This window comes from Bradyrhizobium lupini, from assembly GCF_040939785.1.
Taxonomy (GTDB): Bacteria; Pseudomonadota; Alphaproteobacteria; order Rhizobiales; family Xanthobacteraceae; genus Bradyrhizobium; species Bradyrhizobium canariense_D.
The window spans coordinates 3,680,122-3,701,426 of record NZ_CP162553.1 but is presented as its reverse complement, the minus strand read 5'-3'; the positions used below and the strand labels follow the sequence as shown (position 1 = coordinate 3,701,426).

Below are 21,305 nucleotides of genomic sequence, written 5' to 3'. Positions count from 1 at the left end.
CGCGAGGCCGAAGGCTGCCTATATCGTTGCATGGCGACGTTGCGTCGCTCCGACTTGAATCGCGATCGGATAGACTGAGCTCATCATGTCCACGTCCACCAAGCGCTGCTACTACGAAACCCTCGAAGTCGAACGCGATGCCGACGATTCCGCGCTGAAATCGTCGTTCCGCAAGCTGGCGATGAAGTTTCACCCCGACCGCAATCCGGGGGACAACACCAGCGAAGTCAAGTTCAAGGAAATCAACGAGGCCTACGAGGTCCTGAAAGACAAGGACAAGCGCGCTGCCTATGACCGTTACGGCCATGCCGCCTTCGAGCAGGGCGGCGGTGGCGGCGCCGGTTTCGGCGCGGGCTTCGCCTCCTCCTTTTCCGACATTTTCGAAGATTTGTTCGGCATGGCCGGACAGCGCGGCGGCCGTGGCGGCCGCGAGCGCGGCGCCGACCTGCGCTACAACATGGAAATCACGCTCGAGGAAGCTTTTGGCGGCAAGACCGCGCAGATCGAGATCCCGGTCTCGGTCACTTGCGAAGCCTGCTCGGGCATCGGGGCCAAGGCCGGTACCAAGCCGAAGACCTGCTCGACCTGCGGCGGCGCCGGACGCGTACGGCAGTCGCAGGGCTTCTTCACGCTGGAGCGCACCTGTCCGGGCTGCCAGGGCCGCGGCCAGATGATCGAGGACGCCTGCCCGTCCTGCTCGGGTCAGGGGCGCGTCACCCGCGAGCGGACGCTGTCGGTCAACATTCCCCCTGGAGTCGAGGACGGCACCAGGATCAGGCTTGCCGGCGAGGGCGAGGCCGGGGTCCGCGGCGGCCCGCCCGGCGACCTCTACATCTTCCTGTCGCTGGCCCAGCACCAGTTCTTCCAGCGCGACGGCGCCGATCTGCATTGCCGCGTGCCGATCTCGATGGTGACGGCGGCGCTTGGCGGCGAGTTCGAGGTGCCGACCATCGAGAAGGGCAAGACCAAGGTGAAGGTCCCTGCGGGGACCCAGTCCAGCCGTCGATTCCGCATCGCATCAAAAGGCATGCCGGTGCTGCGCTCGCGCCAGATGGGCGACATGTACGTTCAGGTCGTGGTCGAGACCCCGCAAAATCTCACCAAAAAGCAGCAGGAATTGCTGGCCGAGTTCGACAAGCTCTCCTCCGGCAACACCCAGCCGGAATCCGAGGGTTTCTTCACCAAGGTCAAGGATTTCTTCGGTAATCGGGCGAGTTGACGCGTCTTGACCGTGCCGCTTTCGGCCTATACGTCTTTATGACCATTTTCTGACACGCCGCGGTCCCGCGGTCCCGGCCGGTCCCGACATGCCATTGCCATCGTCCGCGCGTGCGTTGAAGAAGCCCCGTCTCGATGACGAGGTGCGTTTTCTCCGGTCATGGATCGAAAAGCCCCTGCACATGGGTGCGGTGATGCCGTCGGGCAAGCTTCTGGCCCGGACCATGGCCCATTACGTCGACGTCAATTCGGACGCACCGGTGGTCGAGCTCGGGCCCGGCACCGGCGCCATCACCTCGGCCCTGGTCGAGCGCGGCGTCGATCAGAAACGTCTCGTCCTCGTCGAATACAATCCGGGCTTCTGCGCCCTGCTGCGCGACCGCTATCCGCAAGCCAAGGTGGTGCAGGGCGACGCCTATCGCCTGCGCGACACGCTGTGGAACGTGCTGAGCGCGCCGGCCTCTGCGGTCGTCTCCGGCCTGCCGTTGGTCACAAAACCGATGCTGACGCGGCTGCGGCTCATCCGCGACGCCTTCACGGCCTTGGCCCCCGGTGCGCCCTTCGTCCAGTTCACCTATGCGGTGGTGCCGCCGATTCCGAAATCGCTGCCCGGCGTGTCCACAGAGGCCTCGGAACGTATCTGGATGAACCTTCCGCCGGCCCGCGTCTGGGTGTATCGCAAGGACTAATTCCGCCGGCATTCCTGTTTGCGTGGCGGGCTCGTTTCGCCGAACGCATGGAAGCGGATGTCCGCAACGAAAATCCTGATCATTCCCGGCTCCCTGCGCACCGGCTCGCACAATGCGAAGCTGGCAGCGGTCGCCGCCTATGCATTCGACCAGGCCGGTGTCGACGTCACCCGCATCTCGCTCGCCGATTTTCCGCTGCCGATCTATGACGGCGACCTGCAGGCCAAGTCCGGTGTGCCCAAGCACGCGATCAATCTCAAGCGCATGATCGGCGCGCATGATGGCGTGCTGATCGTCTCGCCCGAATACAACGCGTCGGTGCCGCCGCTGCTGAAGAACGCGATCGACTGGGTCAGCCGCGTGCATGAACTGCACGAGCCGCGCGGCGAGGTGTTCCGCAACCGCGTCTTCGCGCTCGCCGGCGCCTCGCAGAGCCGGCTCGGGGCGGCTCGCGCGCTGCAGGCGCTGCGTCTGATCCTGACCTCCTGCCACGCCAATGTGATTGCCAGCCAGCTGACGCTCGCCTTTGCCGACCAGGCCTATGACGATATGGACAGGCTGAAGCACGAGGGCGATATCGCCGCGTTGAAGGAACTGGTGCGGCAGTTGATCGACGTTTCCCAACGCATGATGTGAGGTGACATGACGCCAGCCGAGATTGCCCCGAAAGACCGCCTGATCGTCGCGCTCGATCTGCCCAGCGTTGATGCCGCGGAAGCTATGGTCAACCGGCTCGGCGACAGCGTCACCTTCTACAAGATCGGCTATCGGCTCGCTTATGCCGGCGGCTTGCCGCTGGTCGGCAAGCTCGCCGACCAGGGCAAGAAGGTCTTTCTCGATCTCAAGCTGCACGACATCGGCAACACCGTGGCGCAGGGCGTCGACAGCATCACAAGGCTCGGCGCGACCTTCCTCACCGTGCACGCTTATCCGCAGACCATGAAGGGTGCCGTCGAAGGTCGCGGCAGCTCGAACCTGAAGATCCTCGCCGTCACTGTTCTGACGTCCTACAACGAGGACGATCTGCACGCGGCAGGCTTCCGGCTCGGCGTCTCCGAGCTCGTCGAAGCGCGCGCGCAGCAGGCGCAGGTGCTCGGCATCGACGGGCTGGTATCGTCGCCCGAGGAGGTCGGAGCCTTGCGCAAGATCGTCGGCCACCAGATGAGCCTCGTCACCCCCGGCATCCGGCCGGCGGGCGCCGCGAGCGGCGACCAGAAACGCATCATGACGCCGGGCCGCGCGATTGCGGCCGGCGCGGATTATCTCGTGGTCGGGCGGCCGGTGGTGGAAGCCACGGACTCCAGGGCGATCGCCGAGGCCATCCAGGCCGAGATCGCGCAAGCGCTCGGCTAACTAACAACACAGGGAGACGAACAATGGCAAAAGGCTACTGGATCGGACGCGTCGACGTGAGCAGTGACGAGGGCTACAAGCCCTATGCCGTCGCCAATGGTCCGATCTTCAAGAAATGGGGTGGCCGCTTCGTCGTCCGCGCCGGCAAGTTCACCACCGTCGAAGGCGCCAGCCGCACCCGCAATGTCGTGATCGAATTCCCGGACTACGAGACCGCGATCGCCTGCTACAACTCGCCGGAATACCAGGCCAACATCAAGGTGCGCCAGCCGCACTCCGTCGCCGACCTCATCATCATCGAGGGCTATGACGGCCCGCAACCGTCAGACGGCTGAGGCGCGAACTCCTCTTATTACTCTTGCCGAAATGCTCGGCCTGCATGGTTCGCCCGGCGATGCAGAGCATCGTCCGGAACGCCCGCCTTGCGGGCTCCTCACCATGAGGGTCTGATATCTTGCCGCAAGACGCGACCTCATCCTGAGGGCCGCCACAGGCGGGCGTCTCGAAGAATGGCCGCAGGCGACCTGCCCCTAATCCCCCTCGGTTGCCGGAACTGCATCCCCCCGCTACAACGGCCGTGAGAGGATCGCACCATGTCCGATATGCGCTTGATCGTTGCTGGAGCCGGCGGCCGGATGGGCCGGGCGCTGACGCGGGCGATTGCCGAGACCAAAGGCGCGGTGCTGGCCGGCGCGCTGGAGGCGCCGGGCTCGGAGCTGCTCGGCAAGGATGCCGGCGTGCTGGCAGGTCTGCCGGCCAATGGCATCAAACTCTCCGGCGATCTCTGGGCGATGTCGAAGGACGCCGACGGCATTCTGGATTTCACCGTGCCCGCGGCGACCCTCGCCAATGTCGCGATCGCCGCCGAGCGCGGCCTCGTGCACGTGGTCGGAACGACCGGCCTGTCGGGCTCCGACAACGCCGTGATCAAGAGCGTCACCAACCGCGCCGTCGTGGTGCAGTCCGGCAATATGAGCCTGGGTGTCAATCTGCTTGCCGCTGTGGTCAAGCGAGTCGCCAAGGCGCTCGACGAGAGCTTCGACATCGAGATCGTCGAGACCCATCACCGCATGAAGATCGACGCGCCCTCGGGCACGGCACTGATGCTGGGCCAGGCCGCAGCTAGCGGCCGCGGCATCGCGCTCGACGAGCATGCAGACCGCGGCCGCGACGGCATCACCGGCGCACGCAAGCCCGGCGACATCGGCTTTGCGTCGTTGCGCGGCGGCACCGCGGCCGGCGATCACAGCGTGAGCTTCCTCGGCGCGTTCGAGCGCCTGACGCTGTCGCATCACGCGGAGGATCGCATGCTGTTCGCCCACGGCGCGCTGAAAGCCGCGCTCTGGGCGCATGGCAAGAAGCCGGGGCACTACTCCATGGCCGACGTACTCGGCCTGTCCGACATCTGAACGAAGCATGATCCGGAAAAGTGTGAAGCGGTTTTCCGACAAGATCATGCTTAAACAACGAACGAAACGGAAAAGCAGTCGATGAGCGAACGTCTTCTCGTGCTGGTGCGGCACGGCCAGAGCGAATGGAATCTGAAGAACCTCTTCACGGGCTGGAAGGATCCTGATCTCACCGAGCTCGGCGTCAAGGAAGCCTCGGAAGCCGGCCGCAAGCTGAAGGCGCAGGGTCTCGTGTTCGACGTTGCATACACCTCGGTCTTGACGCGCGCACAGCACACGCTCGATCTCATTCTCGGCGAGCTCGACCAGAAGGGCCTGTCAACGACGAAGAACCTCGCGCTGAACGAGCGCGACTATGGCGATCTCTCCGGTCTCAACAAGGATGACGCCCGCAAGAAATGGGGCGAGGACCAGGTGCTGATCTGGCGCCGCTCCTACGACGTGCCGCCGCCCGGTGGCGAAAGCCTGAAGGACACGCTGGCGCGCGCGCTGCCATATTACGTGCAGGAGATCCTGCCCGGCGTGCTCAACGGCAAGCGCACATTGGTCGCGGCTCACGGCAATTCGCTGCGCGCGCTGATCATGGTGCTGGAAAAGCTCTCGCCCGAAGGCATTTTGAAGCGCGAGCTCGCCACCGGCGTGCCGATCATCTACCGGCTCAATGCGGATTCGACGGTGACATCGAAGCTGGATCTGGCGGGTTAAAGACGTTCGCGCGCGACTGAGTCCCGCCAAGCACTCGGTGTCGTCCTGGCTTTCGCCAGGACGACTAAGTGGGGCAGTTTACGCGTAGCAACTCTTACTGCAGCCCCAGCTGCCCGGCCTCCCAGCCCAGCATCGCCTGCTTGCGGGTGATGCCCCAGTGGTAGCCGGTGAGCGTGCCGCTCTTGCCGAGCGCGCGGTGGCAGGGCACGACGAAGGACACCGGGTTCTTGCCGACGGCGGCGCCTACGGCGCGTGACGCTTTCGGGCTGTTGATGTTGCAGGCGATGTCCGAATAGGACACCGCGCGGCCCATCGGGATCTTCAGCAAGGTCTCCCACACCCGCACCTCGAAATCGGTACCGATCATCACCACGCGCAGCGGCTGGTCCGGCCGCCAGAGTTTTGTGTCGAAGATGCGCTGCGCCAATGGTGCGGTACCTTCGTGATCCTCGACGTAAGTTGCGTTCCGCCATCGCCGCGTCATATCGGCAAGCGCCACCTGTTCCTCACCGGGATCGGCGAAAGCGAGTCCCGACAATCCGCGATCGGTCGCGATCACGATCGCGGTGCCGAACGGTGAGTGATGGAAGCCGTAGCGCAAGGTGAGGCCGGCGCCGCCGTTCTTCCATTCGCCCGGCGACATCGCCTCATGGGTGACGAAGAGATCGTGCAGCCGGCCCGGACCCGACAAACCGGGTCAAGCGCGGCGTCGAGGATGCTCGCGGAATCCCTGAGCAAGCCTTTGGCGTGATCGAGCGTGAGCGCCTGCATAAAAGCCTTCGGCGTGATCGAGGCCCAGCGGCGGAACAGATGGTGCAGCTCGTCCGGGGTGACGCCGGCCGCATCCGCCATCGCCTCGATGGTCGGCTGCGTGCGCCATTTTTCGGAGATGAAGGCGATCGCCCGGCGCACGGAATCATAGTCGCGCATCGCGGCGTTCTGGGAGCCCGGCCCGGCCAGGCGCTGGTCATGTATCGCGAGTGTCATCATGCCTGGAAATGTAGGAGGGGGCGGGGTACGAAACCACCCGATTTCCGATCCGCAAATCAGGTCACCGGATTGTAGGTCGGACCGCGCCTGGCGGCATTTAAGGCCTCAACCAAACCCTTGTAGAAACTTGCCTTTTCGTCCGGCCCCAGGAAGCGGGCGATCTGGATCTGGTGACCTCGCGAGATCAGATAGAGGTGCTCGATGCCAAAATCCTCGTCGATTTCCATGTCGAGTCGAACCCAGAGCGGATTGAAGGTCCATTCGACGACCTGGCCATGCTGGCTGACGCGCCGCACGCGCAATTCAGATGGCGTGACCACGATCTCCTCGCTGGCCCGCGCCGCACGGAAATTGGCCTTGAAAGCCCACCAGATCACCAGCACGTCGAGGCCGAAAAAGCCGAACACCGGCCAGGCGCCCATCATCAGGAAGACGAGGCCGGTGACGAAGCTGACGGCGCTCAGGAACAGCATCACGGCGAGGAAGCCGGTGCGGTTCAGCGAGCGGTGCGGCGTCAGGCGCGCGGAAAAGATCTGAGGCTCAGCCTCGCTTGCAGATCGTTCGCGCTCAATTTCATTGCCTGTGCTCATCGTCCCTCAGTATATCCCGATCATGGCGAAAATCACCCGCAAGCCGGCCCCCCGCAAAACGTCCGTGCCGAAGAAAAAGGCGAAGGTGGCCGCCGCGAAGCCCAAGGCCCCCGGCAAGAAATCTCTCAAAGCCATGAAACCCTGGACGCCGCCCGAAGTCCGCGAGGCCTTCAGCCGTTTCCGCAAGGCTAACCCGGAGCCAAAGGGGGAGCTCGAGCACGTCAATCCGTTCACGCTGCTGGTTGCCGTGGTGCTGTCGGCACAGGCGACTGACGCCGGCGTCAACAAGGCGACGCGCGCGCTGTTTGCGGTCGCCGACACACCGCAGAAGATGCTCGACCTGGGCGAGGAACGCCTGCGCGAGTACATCAAGACCATCGGCCTCTACCGCACCAAGGCGAAAAACGTGATCGCGCTGTCGGCGAAGCTGCTCAGCGAGTTCGGCGGCGAGGTGCCGCGCACGCGCGCCGGGATCGAGTCGCTGCCGGGCGCCGGGCGCAAGACCGCCAATGTCGTGCTCAACATGGCCTTCGGCGAGCACACCATGGCGGTCGATACGCATGTCTTCCGCGTCGGCAACCGGACCGGACTTGCGCCCGGCAAGACGCCGCTGGAGGTCGAGCTCGGTCTCGAAAAGGTGATCCCGGCCGAGTTCATGCTGCATGCCCATCATTGGCTGATCCTGCATGGCCGCTATACTTGCCTCGCGCGCAAGCCGCGCTGCGAGGTTTGCCTGATCAACGATCTCTGCCGGTGGCCGGAAAAGACGGTCTGAAAATAGCGTTCGGGAAAGTGGTTTGGAGTCTAGCGTGAGTCAGCAGGAACAAATCTCGCCATCGCCACCTCCTGCTACACCGGCGCCGCCACCGAAGCCAACGCAGCCACCGGCGAGTTCGCTCTGGAGCCGGCTCGCGATTCCGCTGTTCGCGGTGATCGTCGCGCTCGGCTTCGTCGCGCTTGCAACGCAGCGCTTCGACGAATGGGTCGGCAATTCGGTGGTCCAGACCACCAACGACGCCTATGTGCGCGCCGAGCTGACGCGGCTCGCCAGTCGCGTCTCCGGCGAAGTGCTGACCGTCGGGGTCACCGACTTCCAGCGCGTCAAGGCCGGCGATCTCCTGATCCAGATCGATCCTGCCGACTATGAGACGCAAGTCGCGCAGGCCGAAGCGGCGGTCGCCGCTGCGCAGGCCGTGCTCGACAATCTGGCGAACCAGATCGAGCTGCAATATGCGACGATCGCGCAGGCGCAAGCCGCGCGGCTCTCGGCCGAAGCCGTGGAGGTCGAGGCGCGGCAGGAGCAGGAGCGTCAGCAGTCGCTGTCGCAGACCGAATCCGGTACGCGGCAGCGCTTCGAACAGGCGGTCGCAGGCTATGCCAAGGCGCAGGCCGACGTGCGCGCGAGCCGCGCCGTGATCGCGGCCCAGCAGCACCAGCTCGAAGTCCTGCAAGGCACCAGGAAGCAGCGCGCGGCCGATCTCGAAGCGACCAAGGCGACGCTGGCGAGCGCGAAGCTAAAGCTCGGCTACACCAAGATATCCGCGCCGTTCGATGGCGTCGTCGGCGAGCGACAGGTCCAGCCCGGCGACTACGTCAACATCGGCACCAACCTCATCAACGTCGTGCCGTTGCCGAAGGTCTATGTGATCGCGAATTACAAGGAGACCCAGCTTACCCACGTCGCACCGGGTCAGCCGGTCGAGATCACCGTCGACAGTTTCCCGCGCGAGAAGCTGCGCGGCCGGGTCGAGCGCATTGCGCCCGCGACCGGCGCGCAGGTCGCGCTGCTGCCGCCGGACAACGCAACCGGCAATTTCACCAAGGTCGTGCAGCGCATTCCCGTGCGCATCCAGTTCGACGACAACCAGCCGCTGCTGGCGCGGCTGGTGCCGGGCATGTCGGTCGTCACCAGCATCGACACCAAGGCCGGCAATGGCGGAAAATGACGATTCCAGTCGCGGACCGCTCTCGCGCGGCGGCGTCGCCCCGCAGCCGCTGTTTGCGGTGGCGGCGGTGCTGCTCGGCTCGTTCCTCGCCAATTTTGACAGCCGGCTGACCACGATTGGCCTGCCGGACCTGCGCGGCGCGTTCTCGCTCTCGTTCGACGAAGGCGCATGGCTCTCCACGGCGGGCATCGGCTCGCAGATCTTCATCGCGCCCGCGGTGGCCTGGCTTGCCACCGTATTCGGCCTGCGTCGCGTGCTGGGTATCCCCAGCCTCGTCTATGCCGCGGTCTCGCTGATCATCCCGTTCGTGCACGACTATCCGACATTGCTCGCGCTCAGCGTCGTGCATGGCCTCCTGCTCGGCACCTTCGTGCCGGCGACGCTGATGATCGTGTTCCGCAATTTACCGATCCGCTGGTGGCTTCCGGCGATCTCGATCTATTCGATCCGCGTCGGCTTCGCGCTCGATACATCGAGCTCGCTGGTCGGCTTCTATGTCGACCATCTCGGCTGGCAATGGCTGTACTGGCAGAGCGTCCTGATCGCGCCGCTGATGGGCCTGATGGTCTATTGGGGCACGCCGAACGAGCCGGTGAATCGCGCTTTGCTGCGCGACGCCGATTGGGGCGGCATGCTGCTGCTCGGCGCCGGCGTCTCGATGATCTATGCCGGGCTCGACCAGGGCAACCGTCTGGACTGGCTGGGGTCGGGGACTGTGATGGCGTTGATCATTGCCGGCGCGGTGCTGGTCGCGGGCTTCCTCGTCAACGAGTCCCTGGTGCGGCAGCCCTGGGCGCATGTGAACGTCTTGTTCTCGCGCAATATCGGCCTGGGGCTGGTCCTGATCCTGCTCTACACGCTGACCAGCCTCTCCAACGCGTCGCTGGTGCCGAATTTCCTCGCCACCATCGCCCTGCTCAGGCCGGAGCAGAGTGGCTTGCTGCTGCTCACCTGTGGCGCCTTGCCAATGTTCGTGCTGGTGCCGCTCTCGATCTGGCTGCTGCGGCATTTCGATACGCGCACGGTGGTGGTCGTGGGATTTGCCTGTTTCGCCGCCGCCAATCTCTGGGGCACGCAGCTCAGCCATGATTGGGCGCGCGAGGATTTCGCGGGCATCGTGCTGCTCCAGGCGATCGGGCAGTCGCTGACCTTGCTGCCGCTGATCATCACGCTGCTGTCCAACTCCGATCCGAGCCGTGCGACCTCGTTTGCCGCCTATATCCAGATCATGCGGCTCGGTGGCGCCGAGATCGGCATCGCGTTGATGGGGACGTGGCTGCGCGTCCGCGAGCAGATCCATTCCTTCTATCTCGGCCAGAATCTCGGTGTCGGCGACGTCGACGTGGTCCGCATGCTGAAACAGCTCGCCGACCATTTTGCGGCCCATGGTGCCGGCTCGGCACAGGCACGCGCGGTCGGTACGCTCGCCGGCCTCGTCCAGCGCGAGGCCAATGTGCTCGCCTATATCGACGGCTTCTGGCTGTGCTTCTGGGTCGCGATGGCGGCGCTCGGCGTCGTCACCCTGGTCACCCGTGCCCCGCCCGGCCCGTTCACGCCGGCGCCGTTCGGCTTCGCCAGGATGCTGTTGCGCAGATGCGGAGTGCCCCTGACGTAGGTTCAGGATCCAGACGACCCACGCGCCGAGCGACGGTCCGGGTTGGCTCTGACTATAACGTCAGACCACAAGCCCGACGGATGGCGATCTGAACCGGCGAGGGTGGCAACGCCGGGTCGAACTCGCCTGTTGGCAGCAGCGGCGGCTGTGCCATGAAACGCGGGCGCTTCCCCCGGTGAGGTTGCGCGGCGTGAACCAGGAATGGATGGCAGAGATAAACGGTCCCTGCCGCACCGATTGCCAGTTCAACGTCGCAATCTTCCGTAGAAGCGTAACCGTTGGCAGAGATCTGCTCCAGCGTTGCGCCTGCATCGCCATAGGGCAGCAGCTCCCGGGCGATGGTGGCGTGCGAACCTTTCCGTATCTTCGTTGGCGCATCCTCAGGGCCTACGCCCGAGAACAGGAAGAGCATTAGCAATGCGCGTCCGCTGCTCTTCACATTGACGCGCCACTGCATGAAATCCGGATTATCGAAGCCGAAACTCATGTCCACATGCCAGCCATCATCACCAGGGGATTCCGGTGAGGGAAAGCGGACCGGAAAAGTTCCGAGCGCATTGGGCGCGATCCAGCGGCGGTCACCCGCGAGTTGGTCATAGGCTTCGTGCAGGATCGGCGTGTTGGCGGCTTCAATGAATGGTGGCGAGGTCTTGGATCCCACCCGAATGACCGGCTGGGTCCAGCTTTCGGGCTCGTGTGGCGATAGACCAATATCCGCCCACAATTCGTCCCTGCATTGTTCCGCAAGGTGCGTGCTGAAGGCGTTCTCGATCTTGATGAAACCGTCGTCGATGAAGTTTAGGACCCGATGAGAGGTCACGCCGATGCGCTCGGTTTTGGGCATTGCACATTTCTCCGTTCGGCCACCGCGTCAGCGCAGCCGTCTTGATCTGATTGGCGCGATACGCCGGAACGACTTGGTCGCTCAGATCAGCGGGAAGAATGTGGACATGAAAATCATGCTGCGTACCTTACGGCGGCGGAGAGCAAAATCAAGACAAGCGGGACGCAGAGCGCCTCTACGAGGGGGCGTCGTACGAGCGCGCCGCCAAGTCCGCTTGACCTACCGCATCTTCCGCGCCGGCTCGATCAGCTCGGGCCGCGGACCTGACAGCCGCTTGTGCATGTGAACCATGAAGGCCATGGCGAAGATCGGCGTCGCCAGATTGACGATCGGGATCGAGACGAAGGCTGCGATGAACAGGCCCGCGGTGAAGATGGTGGCGGCGTTGTCGCGCCGCATCGCCTTGGCTTCCTCCGGCGAGCGAAACCGCATCGCCGCGAGCTCGAAATATTCGCGGCCGAGCAGCCAGGCCGTGGCGAGGAAGAAGACCAGGAAACCGGCGCCGGCGAAAAGCACCAGCGGTAATGCGACCAGATAGACCAGGATCGTCAGCAGCGCGGTCTTGACGCCCTCGTAGATCGCCTGGCTGAACGGCAGCGCGATCCCCGGCCGCTCCGCCGGATAGTGCTCGCGCTCGACGATGTCGGCGACGTCGTCGACGAACACGCTCGCAACCAGGGAGGTGATCGCGGGCATCAGGAACACAGCCCCGAACACGACGCCGAGGCCCGCGGCGATCGAAATGATCCAGGACAACACCTCGAGCGATGAGTGCCAACCCGGACCGAGCAGGCCTTCCAGCCACGCCTCGCCATAGGTCGCAAACCAGCTCAGCAGCCGCTGCAAGCCGATCGCCAGCACGATGATCAGCACCAGTGCGACGCCGATCGACCGCCACAGGATCGAGCGCATCGGCGGCGAGATCATTTGTGACAGCGCCTTGACGGCGGCATCCAGCATGGGAGTTCCTCTCACGAAATCACCCGCGAGAGGTAGACACCCCGGGCCACTTCGGCAAGGGAGATCGGCGGCACCGCTTATGGCCGGATTGACCGCTGGCATCAACGAAGCCACGATGAATTCGGCAAGACCGTTGCTCCACCAACCCGCTTGACAACAAGCGGAACCAGCGCGGCAAAGGAACAGGCGCATATGGCGATGGAAGAATCGGCGGACGGATTGCCGCTTGCAGGCGTGCGCGTGGTCGAGATGACCCACATGGTCATGGGCCCGACCTGCGGCATGATCCTGGCGCAGCTCGGAGCCGACGTGATCAAGGTCGAGCCGCCTGCGGGCGACAAGACCCGGAGCTTGGGGGGCATGGGGACCGCCTTTTTCCCATTGTTCAACCGCGGCAAGCGCAGCGTGGTGCTGGATTTCGAGAAGACTGAGGATCGCGACACCATGCACCGGCTGCTGGCGACCGCCGACGTGTTCCTTGAGAATTTTCGCGACGGCCAGCTCGGTAAGCAGGGGCTTGGCGCGGACGAATTGCGCCGCCGGCATCCGGGTCTGATCATTGCCGGCCACAAGGGATTCCTCTCCGGTCCCTACGAGCACCGCCCCGCGCTCGACGAGGTGGTGCAGATGATGGCGGGCCTTGCCGCCATGACCGGCACCAGCGAAAAGCCCCAGCGCGTCGGCTCGTCCGCCAACGACATCATGGGCGGCATGTTCGGTGTGATCGCGATCCTCGCGGCGCTCTATCAGAAGCGCGGAGGAAAACGCGACGGCGCCGACATCCGCATCGGCCTGTTCGAGAACTGCCTGTTTCTGGTTGCCCAGCACATGGTCGAATACGAGATGACCGGGAACAAGCCGCGCTCGATGCCGGAGCGCGAGCATGCCTGGCCAATCTATGACATCTTCGAGACCGCCGGCGGCGAGCGCATCTTCATCGGCGTCGTCACCGAAGGCCATTGGCAGAGCTTTTGCCGCGAGTTCGGCCTGACTGAATTCCTCGATGATCCCGCCTTGCGCACCACGACCGATCGCATCCTGGCGCGCGGGCGGATCATTCCGCGCGCGGCCGGGATCATCAGGCAGTGGGACGTGGCAAAACTGTCGCAGAGGCTGGATGCGCTCAACATCTGCTTTTCGCCGATCAACCGGCCCGAGGATCTCTTCACCGATCCGCATGTGCTGCGGCCGGGCGGGCTCGTCAACAATGTCACCGCCGACGGCAGGCCGTTCCGGGTGCCGGCGCTGCCGATCGAATGGAACGGCAGCCATATCGGCGAAGGCCTGAAGGTCGCGCCGCTCGGCGCCGACACTGCGGCCGTTCGCGCCGAGATCGACAATGAAAATGAAGATGCCACGTCAAAAACAACAGGGAGGCGCGGATGAGCCGGATTCAGGAGATTTACCCCTCAGGGCGCGTCAGCCTGCGCGAAGTCGGCCTGCGCGACGGGCTCCAGCTCGTGAAGAAAATTCCGTCGACCGACGCCAAGCAACGCTGGGTGCGCGAGGAATATGCCGCCGGCGTGCGGCATTTCGAGGTCGGCTCGTTCCTGCCGGCGAAGACTTTTCCGCAATTCGTCGATGTTCGTGATGTCGTCGCGACCGTCGCTTCATTGTCCGGCGCGCATGGCATCGCGCTTGCGCTCAACGAACGCGGCGTGAACGAGGCGCTGGAATCCGGCGTCGGCGAAATCGCCTCCGTGATCTCGGCGACGGAAGAGCACAGCCAGGCCAATGCGCACCGTTCGCGCGAGTCCGCCATCGTCAATCTGAAACGCCTGTGCGAGATGCGCGATGCCACCAGCCACAAGCCGCTCGTCAACGCGGCGATCTCGATGGCGCTGGGCTGCTCGATCACCGGGGCGGTCGACCCTGCAGAAGTGCTGCGGCTGGTCGACAAATGCCTCGAAGCCGGTGTCGATTTCGTCGGCATCGCCGACACCGTGGGCTATGCCGGGCCGAAGCAGGTGGCGGAGCTGACGCGCGCCGCGGTGAAGCTCGCAGGGTCGAAGCCGATCTGCATCCATCTCCACGATACCCGCGGCATGGGCATCGCGAACGCGGCCGCGGCGCTCGACGAAGGCGCGCGGATCCTCGACGGCTCGCTCGGCGGCCTCGGTGGCTGCCCCTTCGCCCCCGGTGCGACCGGCAATGTCGTGTTCGAGGATCTCGTGTTCCTGTGCGAGAGCAAGGGCTTTGCGACCGGCATCGATTTGGAGAAGCTGATCATGGTGCGCAGGATCCTGCGCGAGGAGATGCCGAACGAGCAGCTCTACGGCGGCCTCGCTCGGGCGGGATTGCCGGGTGGGAGCGCGGCGAAGGCGGCTTAAATCCGCAAGCGGAACGCCCTTCCCTTCTCTCCCTTGCGGGAGAAGGTGGCGCGAAGCGCCGGATGAGGGGTCTCTCTCCGCAAGCTCGAAGGAAAGTAGTAGCGGAGACATACCCCTCACCCGTCTCGCCGCTTCGCGGCGAGCCACCCTTTCCCACAAGGGGAAGAGGGGAACGCACCGCCTGCGCGGCAAATCTACTCATGCCGGTGCGCGTGCTGGCGTGCCTTCGTCGGCTCCGCTTCGTCCAGGCTACGCGCATCTTACCGCGTTTCGTGAACGGTGCGAGAGAGAAGGCGCTCGCTCACAGCCGCGTTGCCCGTAGCCGCAGCGCGTTTCCAACGACGCTGACCGAGGACAGCGCCATCGCGGCCGCGGCGATGATCGGCGACAGCAGCACGCCGAACGTTGGATAAAGGATTCCGGCCGCGATCGGAATGCCTGCGGCGTTGTAGATGAAGGCAAAGAACAGGTTTTGCCGGATGTTGCTCATCGTCGCCTGCGACAATTTTCGCGCACGCACGATGCCGGTCAGATCGCCCTTCAGCAAGGTGACGCCGGCGCTCTCCATCGCCACGTCCGTGCCGGTGCCCATGGCGATGCCGACTTCGGCTGCGGCCAGCGCTGGCGCGTCGTTGACGCCGTCGCCAGCCATCGCGACGCTGCGGCCGGCCTTCTGCAGCTTTGTCACCACCGCGCTCTTCTGATCCGGCAGCACCTCGGCCTCGACATCGGCGATGCCGAGCCTGCGCGCGACAGCCTCCGCCGTCGTGCGGTTGTCGCCGGTCAGCATGATGACCTTGATGCCTTCGGCCGCGAGTGCCTTCAGCGCCTCCGGCGTGGAAGCCTTGACCGGATCGGCGATCGCGAACAGGCCGGCGAGCCGGCCGTCGACGGCCATGTTGATCACGGTCGCGCCATCGCCGCGCAGCCGTTCGGCCTCGCCATCGAGCGTTTTGGTGTCGATGCCGATCGACATCAGATATTTGGCATTGCCGAGCACGATGGTTTTGGCGTCGACCTTGCCGGTGGCGCCCTTGCCTGTCGGCGAATCGAATTGCTCGACCTGGCCCAGCGCGAGCTGCTTCTCCTTCGCCGCGCGCATGATCGCGTCGGCCAGAGGATGCTCGCTGGCGCGCTCCACGCTGGCGGCCAAGCGGAGGATGTCATCTTCCGCAAAGCCGGCCGCCGGCACGATCGCGACCACCTTCGGCTTGCCCTCGGTCAGCGTGCCGGTCTTGTCGACCACCAGGGTGTCGATCTTCTCCATCCGTTCCAACGCCTCGGCGTTCTTGATCAGCACGCCTGCCTGCGCGCCGCGGCCGACGCCGACCATGATCGACATCGGAGTCGCCAGGCCAAGCGCGCAGGGGCAGGCGATGATCAGCACGCTGACGGCGGCGACGAGGCCGAAGGCCAGCCGCGGCTCCGGTCCGAACCAGGCCCAGGCTGCGAACGCGATGACGGCAACGGCGATCACCGCCGGCACGAACCAGCCCGCGACCTGGTCGGCGAGACGCTGGATCGGCGCGCGCGAGCGCTGCGCGTCCGCGACCATCTGCACGATCTGCGACAGCAGCGTCTCACGCCCGACCTTGTCGGCGCGCATGATGAAGCTGCCGGACTGGTTGAGCGTGCCCGCGATGACCTTCGCGCCCGTCTCCTTGGTGACCGGCATGGACTCGCCTGTTACCAGCGACTCGTCGAGCGAGGAACGGCCCTCCAGAATGACGCCGTCGACCGGCACTTTTTCGCCCGGACGCACGCGCAAGCGGTCACCGGCATGAAGGGCGTCGATCTCGACCTCGTGCTCGCCGCCGTCGGTATCGATGCGGCGCGCGGTCTTCGGGGCGAGCTGCAGCAGCGCCTTGATCGCACCCGACGTCGCATCGCGGGCGCGCAGCTCCAGCACCTGACCGAGCAGCACCAGCACGGTGATGACGGCCGCTGCCTCGAAATAAACCGCGACCGCGCCTTCGTGGCCGCGGAAGGTGGCAGGGAAAATCTGCGGCGTGATGGTGCCGATCAGGCTGTAGACATAGGCGACGCCCGTGCCCATCGCGATCAGCGTGAACATGTTGAGGTTGCGCGTCAGCAGCGACTGCCAGCCGCGGACGAAGAACGGCCAGCCGGCCCACAGCACCACTGGCGTTGCAAAGACGAGCTGGATCCGATTCGACAGCGTCGCATCGATCCAATTGTGCGGGCCCGCGAGATGGCCGCCCATCTCCAGCACGACGGCCGGCAGCGCCAGCGCGCCGCCGATCCAGAACCGCCGCGTCATGTCGGCAAGCTCGGGATTGGGACCGGTCTCCAGGCTCGCCACTTCCGGCTCCAGCGCCATGCCGCAGATCGGGCAGGTGCCAGGTCCGGCCTGGCGGATCTGCGGATGCATCGGGCAGGTGTAGATCGTGCCTGCGGGCATCTCGGGTTGGGGTGTCTTCTCCTTGGCGAGATATTTTGCGGGGTCGGCAGCGAATTTGGTGCGGCAGCCGGCCGAGCAGAAATGGAAGGTCTCGCCGTGATGGTCGAACCGGTGTTTTGAGGTCGCAGGATCGAAGGTCATGCCGCAGACGGGATCGCGGACTGTTGCCGCGGCGCCGTGGTCATGCGCGTGATCGCCGTGCCCGCCGCAGCAGGAGGAGGCCGCGGGCTTGGCGACCGGCGGAGCTTTGCTGCCACAGCCGCATCCGGAACGTGTTTCCGCGTTGTGACGGTGCTCGTGTTCGGCGTCGTTCATTGCCACGCTCCGGCCTTGCAAGTCATACCCTGGGGGGTATATAGTCGGCATGCGCAAGGACATCAAGGCATCTGTCGGAAAACGTCTCGGCCGGATCGAGGGGCAGGTTCGCGGCCTTTCGAAAATGGTCGAGGAGGACCGCTATTGCATCGACATCGTCACGCAGATCTCGGCGGTGCGCGCCGCCTTGCGCCGGGTCGAGGAAGAGGTTCTGAAAGATCACGTCGCCCATTGCGTCGAGCATGCGATCGCGAGCGGCGACAGGGCGGACCAGCGCGAGAAGATCGCGGAGTTGATGGCGGTGATTGGGCGGGCGGAGCGGTAGATCGCCGTCATTGTGAGGAGCGTAGCGACGAAGCAACCCAGACTGCTCAGGCAGAGACCTGGATTGCTTCGCTGCGCTCGCAATGACGATAGTGGAGCGACGGCTACGCCGCCCGTTCGCGCGCCCGACCGCGCCGCCTTGGGCGGTCCATGGCCAGCTTCTTCAGCCGCCGGAAGCGCTCCGAGACGGTGACGCGATCGACCGTCTCCGCTGGGTGCGCGCTCACTTCTTCAGCCGGAATCGGCGCCTCTTCGTCAATCGTTTCAGGAACGAGCGGCGGCGCACGGAACGTTTCTGGAAACACACCGAAGGTGCCGGCTACCTCCTCGAGCGGCTTCTGCTTGTCGGCCCAGTGCAAGGCGGTGTAGTCGAAGCCGTGCACGATGGTGGGTTTGACGACTTCGAAATAGGGCGAGATGTCGAAGTCGCGGGGCATGTAGAGCGAGGAATCGCGGATGTGCAGGATCTCGCGGCGGGCAGCACGGCTGCCGGCCTTGGTGATCTTGGGCAGGATCGGGTAACGCACGGCGTCGAACGCTTGCGCGATCAGGGCCGAGCAGATGATCTTGGTGGGATCGCCCGAGCCGATCGAGATCATGCGCCGCCGCCAGCGCTGCGGGATCGGCAGCGGAAACAGAAAGCGCATCAGGTCGACGATGTTCTTGGTGTCGTAGCCGAAGCCGATGCGGTTGATCGCATAGCGGCAGACCGTGGTGCGGTCCTCATAGGACAGCCCGACCGGCCGGCAGACGCGGGTGTGATAGGGGAAATATTTCGACAGCGGCGCGGAGGTGACACCTTCGCCGATATTGGCCTCGATCAGCACGTGCGGCTCGCCGTCGGGCTCTTCCGCACCCTCGATCGGGCCGACATAGAGTGCGCCGTGGGACCAGGTCGACTGCGTCAGATATTTGATGATGCCCGAGATGCGGTTGTTGCCCTCGACCAGCAGCACGTCGCCGGGCTCGATGACGCCGCGCAGATGCTCGGGGTCGCTCGGCGTGAACGGCTCATAGCCCGGCACCTCCTTCGAGAGGTACGCGGCAATCAGCTTGCCGACTGAGTCCAGGACCGTCCCCATTTCAAAACTCCCCCACGGCCTTTTCCGACCGTCTTTTTCTCTTCTCTACCATGGTCGGAACGTGTTGCAATTCGGTTCATCGATTTGTGACATCAAGCACGATTGATTCACCATGATGGTTGCCGCGCAACATCAGATACGGCAAGGTTCGCTAGCTGTTCCCGTTTGCCGCAAGTCTCCGGAAACCATGACATGACAATCACGCGCCGCAGCTTCCTATCGGCGTCGGCGGGCCTTGCCGCGATGCCGGTCCTGCGCGCGACCGCCGCGACCCTGCCGCGCGAGGCTGACATTGTCGTGATCGGCGCGGGCGCGGCGGGAATTGCCGCGGCGCGGCGTATCATGGCGGCCAATCGCAAGGTCGTGGTGGTGGAGGCTGCGTCGCAGATCGGCGGCCGCTGCATCACGGATACGACCACCTTCGACGCGCCGTTCGATCGCGGCGCGCGCTGGATGCACAATCCCGACACCAATCCGATGATCCGGCTGGCGCGCAGTGCCGGGCTCGACGTTCTGCCGGCGCCCTCAGGCCAGAAGATGCGCATCGGCCGCCGCAACGCACGGGCCGGCGAGACCGAGGAGTTCCTGGCGGCGTTGGTCCGGGCCAACCGCGCCATCGACGAGGCCGCGCGCGGCAAGCTCGATACCGCCTGCGCCTCGGTGCTGCCGAAGGATCTCGGCGACTGGGCCGGGGCGGCCGAGTTCATGCTGGGTGCGAGCTTCGCCGGCAAGGACCTGAAGGAGCTGTCTGCGATCGACAAGGCGCGTGCACAGGATCGCAACGCCGCGATCGCCTGCCGCCAGGGCCTGGGGACCCTGATCACCAAACTGGGTGAGCAGGCGCCGGTCGCGCTGTCGACACCGGCGAGCCGGATCGTCTGGAGCAATCGCGACGTCAGCGTGGAGACACAGGCCGGCAGGATCGCCGCCCGCGCGGCCATCATTACGGTCTCGACTAATGTCCTGACCTCGGGCGCGATCAAGTTCGGGCCTGACATTCCGAAGCGCACGCTCGATGCCGCATCAAAGCTCACGCTCGGGAGCTACGATCACATCGTGCTGCAGCTACCGGGCAATCCGCTCGGCCTGTCGCGCGACGACATCCTGATCGAGCAGAGCAACTCGACGCGCACGGCGCTGATGTTCGCCAATATCGGCGGCTCCTCGCTGTGCTCGATCGATGTCGGCGGCTCGTTCGGCCGTGATCTCACCCAGCAAGGCGAGAAGGCGATGACGGCCTTCGCCAGAGAATGGATCACGAAGCTGTTCGGCAGCGAAGTCGCCGCAGCCGTGCAGAAAGCCAGCGTGACGCGCTGGAATGCCTCGCCGTTCGTGATGGGTGCGATGTCGGCGGCCTCGCCCGGCGGTCAGTTCTCGCGAAAAATCCTGACCGAGCCGATCGGCAACATGTTCCTCGCCGGCGAAGCCACGCACGAGACGCTCTGGGGCACCGTCGACGGCGCCTGGGAAAGCGGCGAGCGCGCCGCGGACGCGGCCTTGCGCAAGATCGGCGCGCTCAAGGACGAGCCGGCCGATGTCCCGACGCAGTCCACGAAGAAGCGGCGAGCGCCGCGGCAATAGGCAATTGACCTGGACAAGCGCAGCGCAGATCCAGGACCCATGACCCCAGAAGTCGTTTGGCGAAGACTTTTGGTGGCCAGCTCGCGGTACAAACGCTGGGGTAATGGGTCCTGGCTTTCGCCAGGACGACTCGCGGAGAGACTTACCGTAACACCCCGTCCAGCAGCGGCAGTCCCGCGATCACCGCGAGCGCGATCAGCGCGTAGCAGATGGCGCGAAACACTTTCTCGCTGGCACGGCCGAACAGCGACGCACCGAAGGCGACGCCGATCGCATAGACCGGCCCGACGATGAGCGATAGCACAAGCGACTCGCGTGAGATCAGGCCTGTGGTCGCGTAACTGATCATCGAGAAGAAATCCGACGCGCCGAAGAACAGCAAGATGTTGGCGCGCGCGACGATCGATGCGACCGGGCGGCCGAGCCAGTAGCCGACGATCGGCGGGCCGCCGGTCTGGGCGAGGCCGCTACAGAAGCCGGAGAGGCTGCCGATGCCGACCGAGAGCCACGCGTGGTCCTTGCCGCGATAGCGCCAGCCCGACAGCAGCAAGAGCAACAGCGCGGCGACGAAGCAGGAGATGATCCACCGCGTCGTAACGGGTTCGAGCACGCTGAGGAAATAGGTGCCGACGGGCACGCCGACCAGCGCGCCCAGCACGATCACGGCGGTGGCCTTGCGGTCGGCCTTGCGCCAGGCGTCAGGCAGCAGCGGCGCGGCCGCGACGAAATCGATCACGAGGAGCAGCGCGGCAACCAGACGCGGCGCCGCGATGCTGCTCGCCAACGGCATGAAGATCAGCGCCGAGCCGAAGCCGGAGAAGCCGCGCGCGGTGCCCGAAACGAAAGCGACGGCGCAGAGCGCCATCGCAATGGTGAGGCTGACGTCCTTTGGAAGAAAGTCAGTGAGATTCATGCTCTATGATTCTCGAGCA

Annotated in this window: 20 protein-coding genes and 1 pseudogene; 14 read left to right on the top strand and 7 right to left on the bottom strand. The window is 65.0% G+C overall.

The window, feature by feature from the left end:
• The first annotated feature begins 85 nt into the window (after positions 1 to 85).
• The 7 genes from dnaJ (at position 86) to AB3L03_RS17380 (ending at position 5,374) form a co-directional block, all read left to right on the top strand.
• Positions 86 to 1,219: a molecular chaperone DnaJ gene (gene dnaJ / locus AB3L03_RS17410; protein ID WP_018459605.1), complete on the top strand. Its 1,134-nt coding sequence runs from the start codon at positions 86 to 88 to the stop codon at positions 1,217 to 1,219.
• A gap of 88 nt (positions 1,220 to 1,307) precedes the next feature.
• Positions 1,308 to 1,907, top strand: coding sequence for a class I SAM-dependent methyltransferase (locus tag AB3L03_RS17405; RefSeq protein WP_007598495.1), 600 nt, complete (start codon positions 1,308 to 1,310; stop codon positions 1,905 to 1,907).
• A gap of 57 nt (positions 1,908 to 1,964) precedes the next feature.
• Positions 1,965 to 2,543 (top strand): NADPH-dependent FMN reductase, encoded by a 579-nt coding sequence (locus AB3L03_RS17400; protein ID WP_368508961.1) that lies wholly within the window; start codon positions 1,965 to 1,967, stop codon positions 2,541 to 2,543.
• 6 nt (positions 2,544 to 2,549) lie between these two features.
• Positions 2,550 to 3,260, top strand: a complete 711-nt coding sequence (gene pyrF / locus AB3L03_RS17395) for an orotidine-5'-phosphate decarboxylase (protein WP_018459602.1) — start codon at positions 2,550 to 2,552, stop codon at positions 3,258 to 3,260.
• A 23-nt stretch (positions 3,261 to 3,283) separates the two neighbouring features.
• A complete protein-coding gene (locus AB3L03_RS17390) occupies positions 3,284 to 3,595 on the top strand; it encodes a DUF1330 domain-containing protein (protein WP_027566211.1) in 312 nt (103 codons plus the stop codon).
• Positions 3,596 to 3,853: 258 nt separating this feature from the next.
• Positions 3,854 to 4,669 carry a 4-hydroxy-tetrahydrodipicolinate reductase gene (gene dapB, locus AB3L03_RS17385; protein ID WP_018459600.1) on the top strand — a complete coding sequence of 272 codons (816 nt, stop codon included), beginning with the start codon at positions 3,854 to 3,856 and terminating at the stop codon, positions 4,667 to 4,669.
• 81 nt (positions 4,670 to 4,750) lie between these two features.
• Positions 4,751 to 5,374 carry a 2,3-bisphosphoglycerate-dependent phosphoglycerate mutase gene (locus AB3L03_RS17380; RefSeq protein ID WP_085359533.1) on the top strand — a complete coding sequence of 208 codons (624 nt, stop codon included), beginning with the start codon at positions 4,751 to 4,753 and terminating at the stop codon, positions 5,372 to 5,374.
• Between the two features lie 94 nt (positions 5,375 to 5,468).
• Here AB3L03_RS17380 and AB3L03_RS17375 read toward each other — a convergent pair.
• Positions 5,469 to 6,364, bottom strand: a pseudogene (locus AB3L03_RS17375) (methylated-DNA--[protein]-cysteine S-methyltransferase).
• Positions 6,365 to 6,420: 56 nt separating this feature from the next.
• Positions 6,421 to 6,954 carry a DUF2244 domain-containing protein gene (locus tag AB3L03_RS17370; RefSeq protein ID WP_018459597.1) on the bottom strand — a complete coding sequence of 178 codons (534 nt, stop codon included), beginning with the start codon at positions 6,952 to 6,954 and terminating at the stop codon, positions 6,421 to 6,423.
• A 22-nt stretch (positions 6,955 to 6,976) separates the two neighbouring features.
• Between AB3L03_RS17370 and nth the strand changes: the two genes are divergently transcribed.
• The 3 genes from nth to AB3L03_RS17355 are packed head-to-tail and all read left to right on the top strand — an operon-like array spanning position 6,977 to position 10,515.
• Entirely contained in the window at positions 6,977 to 7,729 is a 753-nt protein-coding gene (nth, locus tag AB3L03_RS17365; RefSeq protein WP_368508960.1) for an endonuclease III, read from the top strand.
• Between the two features lie 34 nt (positions 7,730 to 7,763).
• Entirely contained in the window at positions 7,764 to 8,900 is a 1,137-nt protein-coding gene (locus AB3L03_RS17360) for an HlyD family secretion protein (RefSeq protein WP_247474983.1), read from the top strand.
• Positions 8,887 to 10,515: an MFS transporter gene (locus tag AB3L03_RS17355; RefSeq protein WP_368508959.1), complete on the top strand. Its 1,629-nt coding sequence runs from the start codon at positions 8,887 to 8,889 to the stop codon at positions 10,513 to 10,515. Before AB3L03_RS17360 ends, AB3L03_RS17355 begins: the two co-directional genes overlap by 14 nt.
• A 52-nt stretch (positions 10,516 to 10,567) precedes the next feature.
• On the opposite strand, the gene AB3L03_RS17350 is transcribed toward AB3L03_RS17355, so the two are convergent.
• Entirely contained in the window at positions 10,568 to 11,359 is a 792-nt protein-coding gene (locus AB3L03_RS17350; protein WP_018459592.1) for a phytanoyl-CoA dioxygenase family protein, read from the bottom strand.
• A 219-nt stretch (positions 11,360 to 11,578) separates the two neighbouring features.
• Complete coding sequence (locus AB3L03_RS17345) at positions 11,579 to 12,319, bottom strand: sulfate transporter family protein (protein WP_368508958.1); 741 nt, start codon at positions 12,317 to 12,319, stop codon at positions 11,579 to 11,581.
• Positions 12,320 to 12,511: 192 nt separating this feature from the next.
• Here AB3L03_RS17345 and AB3L03_RS17340 point away from each other — a divergent pair, with 192 nt between their 5' ends.
• Both AB3L03_RS17340 and AB3L03_RS17335 read left to right on the top strand, forming a co-directional pair.
• A complete protein-coding gene (locus AB3L03_RS17340; protein WP_368508957.1) occupies positions 12,512 to 13,705 on the top strand; it encodes a CoA transferase in 1,194 nt (397 codons plus the stop codon).
• Positions 13,702 to 14,649 carry a hydroxymethylglutaryl-CoA lyase gene (locus AB3L03_RS17335; protein ID WP_368508956.1) on the top strand — a complete coding sequence of 316 codons (948 nt, stop codon included), beginning with the start codon at positions 13,702 to 13,704 and terminating at the stop codon, positions 14,647 to 14,649. Before AB3L03_RS17340 ends, AB3L03_RS17335 begins: the two co-directional genes overlap by 4 nt.
• 301 nt (positions 14,650 to 14,950) lie before the next feature.
• Here AB3L03_RS17335 and AB3L03_RS17330 read toward each other — a convergent pair whose 3' ends face one another.
• Positions 14,951 to 17,386, bottom strand: coding sequence for a heavy metal translocating P-type ATPase (locus tag AB3L03_RS17330; RefSeq protein WP_368509056.1), 2,436 nt, complete (start codon positions 17,384 to 17,386; stop codon positions 14,951 to 14,953).
• A gap of 49 nt (positions 17,387 to 17,435) precedes the next feature.
• Here AB3L03_RS17330 and AB3L03_RS17325 point away from each other — a divergent pair, with 49 nt between their 5' ends.
• Complete coding sequence (locus AB3L03_RS17325; RefSeq protein WP_085359525.1) at positions 17,436 to 17,711, top strand: metal-sensitive transcriptional regulator; 276 nt, start codon at positions 17,436 to 17,438, stop codon at positions 17,709 to 17,711.
• Between the two features lie 103 nt (positions 17,712 to 17,814).
• On the opposite strand, the gene AB3L03_RS17320 is transcribed toward AB3L03_RS17325, so the two are convergent.
• Entirely contained in the window at positions 17,815 to 18,792 is a 978-nt protein-coding gene (locus AB3L03_RS17320) for a YiiX/YebB-like N1pC/P60 family cysteine hydrolase (protein ID WP_018459587.1), read from the bottom strand.
• Positions 18,793 to 18,984: 192 nt separating this feature from the next.
• On the opposite strand from AB3L03_RS17320, the gene AB3L03_RS17315 reads away from it, so the two are divergent.
• Positions 18,985 to 20,373, top strand: a complete 1,389-nt coding sequence (locus AB3L03_RS17315; RefSeq protein ID WP_085385564.1) for an FAD-dependent oxidoreductase — start codon at positions 18,985 to 18,987, stop codon at positions 20,371 to 20,373.
• 142 nt (positions 20,374 to 20,515) lie between these two features.
• Here AB3L03_RS17315 and AB3L03_RS17310 read toward each other — a convergent pair whose 3' ends face one another.
• Entirely contained in the window at positions 20,516 to 21,286 is a 771-nt protein-coding gene (locus AB3L03_RS17310; RefSeq protein ID WP_018455726.1) for a sulfite exporter TauE/SafE family protein, read from the bottom strand.
• Positions 21,287 to 21,305 lie beyond the last annotated feature (19 nt).

Bases quoted from the DNA above. Each gene is read 5' to 3' on its own strand.
- AB3L03_RS17320 (WP_018459587.1), bottom strand. From the start codon at position 18,792: ATGGGGACGGTCCTGGACTCAGTCGGCAAGCTGATTGCCGCGTACCTC.
- AB3L03_RS17340 (WP_368508957.1), top strand. From the start codon at position 12,512: ATGGCGATGGAAGAATCGGCGGACGGATTGCCGCTTGCAGGCGTGCGC.
- AB3L03_RS17355 (WP_368508959.1), top strand. From the start codon at position 8,887: ATGGCGGAAAATGACGATTCCAGTCGCGGACCGCTCTCGCGCGGCGGC.
- AB3L03_RS17350 (WP_018459592.1), bottom strand. From the start codon at position 11,359: ATGCCCAAAACCGAGCGCATCGGCGTGACCTCTCATCGGGTCCTAAAC.
- AB3L03_RS17380 (WP_085359533.1), top strand. From the start codon at position 4,751: ATGAGCGAACGTCTTCTCGTGCTGGTGCGGCACGGCCAGAGCGAATGG.
- pyrF (WP_018459602.1), top strand. From the start codon at position 2,550: ATGACGCCAGCCGAGATTGCCCCGAAAGACCGCCTGATCGTCGCGCTC.
- AB3L03_RS17330 (WP_368509056.1), bottom strand. From the start codon at position 17,386: ATGAACGACGCCGAACACGAGCACCGTCACAACGCGGAAACACGTTCC.
- AB3L03_RS17370 (WP_018459597.1), bottom strand. From the start codon at position 6,954: ATGAGCACAGGCAATGAAATTGAGCGCGAACGATCTGCAAGCGAGGCT.
- AB3L03_RS17315 (WP_085385564.1), top strand. From the start codon at position 18,985: ATGACAATCACGCGCCGCAGCTTCCTATCGGCGTCGGCGGGCCTTGCC.
- dnaJ (WP_018459605.1), top strand. From the start codon at position 86: ATGTCCACGTCCACCAAGCGCTGCTACTACGAAACCCTCGAAGTCGAA.
- AB3L03_RS17325 (WP_085359525.1), top strand. From the start codon at position 17,436: ATGCGCAAGGACATCAAGGCATCTGTCGGAAAACGTCTCGGCCGGATC.
- AB3L03_RS17400 (WP_368508961.1), top strand. From the start codon at position 1,965: ATGTCCGCAACGAAAATCCTGATCATTCCCGGCTCCCTGCGCACCGGC.
- dapB (WP_018459600.1), top strand. From the start codon at position 3,854: ATGTCCGATATGCGCTTGATCGTTGCTGGAGCCGGCGGCCGGATGGGC.
- AB3L03_RS17310 (WP_018455726.1), bottom strand. From the start codon at position 21,286: ATGAATCTCACTGACTTTCTTCCAAAGGACGTCAGCCTCACCATTGCG.
- AB3L03_RS17345 (WP_368508958.1), bottom strand. From the start codon at position 12,319: ATGCTGGATGCCGCCGTCAAGGCGCTGTCACAAATGATCTCGCCGCCG.
- nth (WP_368508960.1), top strand. From the start codon at position 6,977: ATGGCGAAAATCACCCGCAAGCCGGCCCCCCGCAAAACGTCCGTGCCG.
- AB3L03_RS17405 (WP_007598495.1), top strand. From the start codon at position 1,308: ATGCCATTGCCATCGTCCGCGCGTGCGTTGAAGAAGCCCCGTCTCGAT.
- AB3L03_RS17335 (WP_368508956.1), top strand. From the start codon at position 13,702: ATGAGCCGGATTCAGGAGATTTACCCCTCAGGGCGCGTCAGCCTGCGC.
- AB3L03_RS17390 (WP_027566211.1), top strand. From the start codon at position 3,284: ATGGCAAAAGGCTACTGGATCGGACGCGTCGACGTGAGCAGTGACGAG.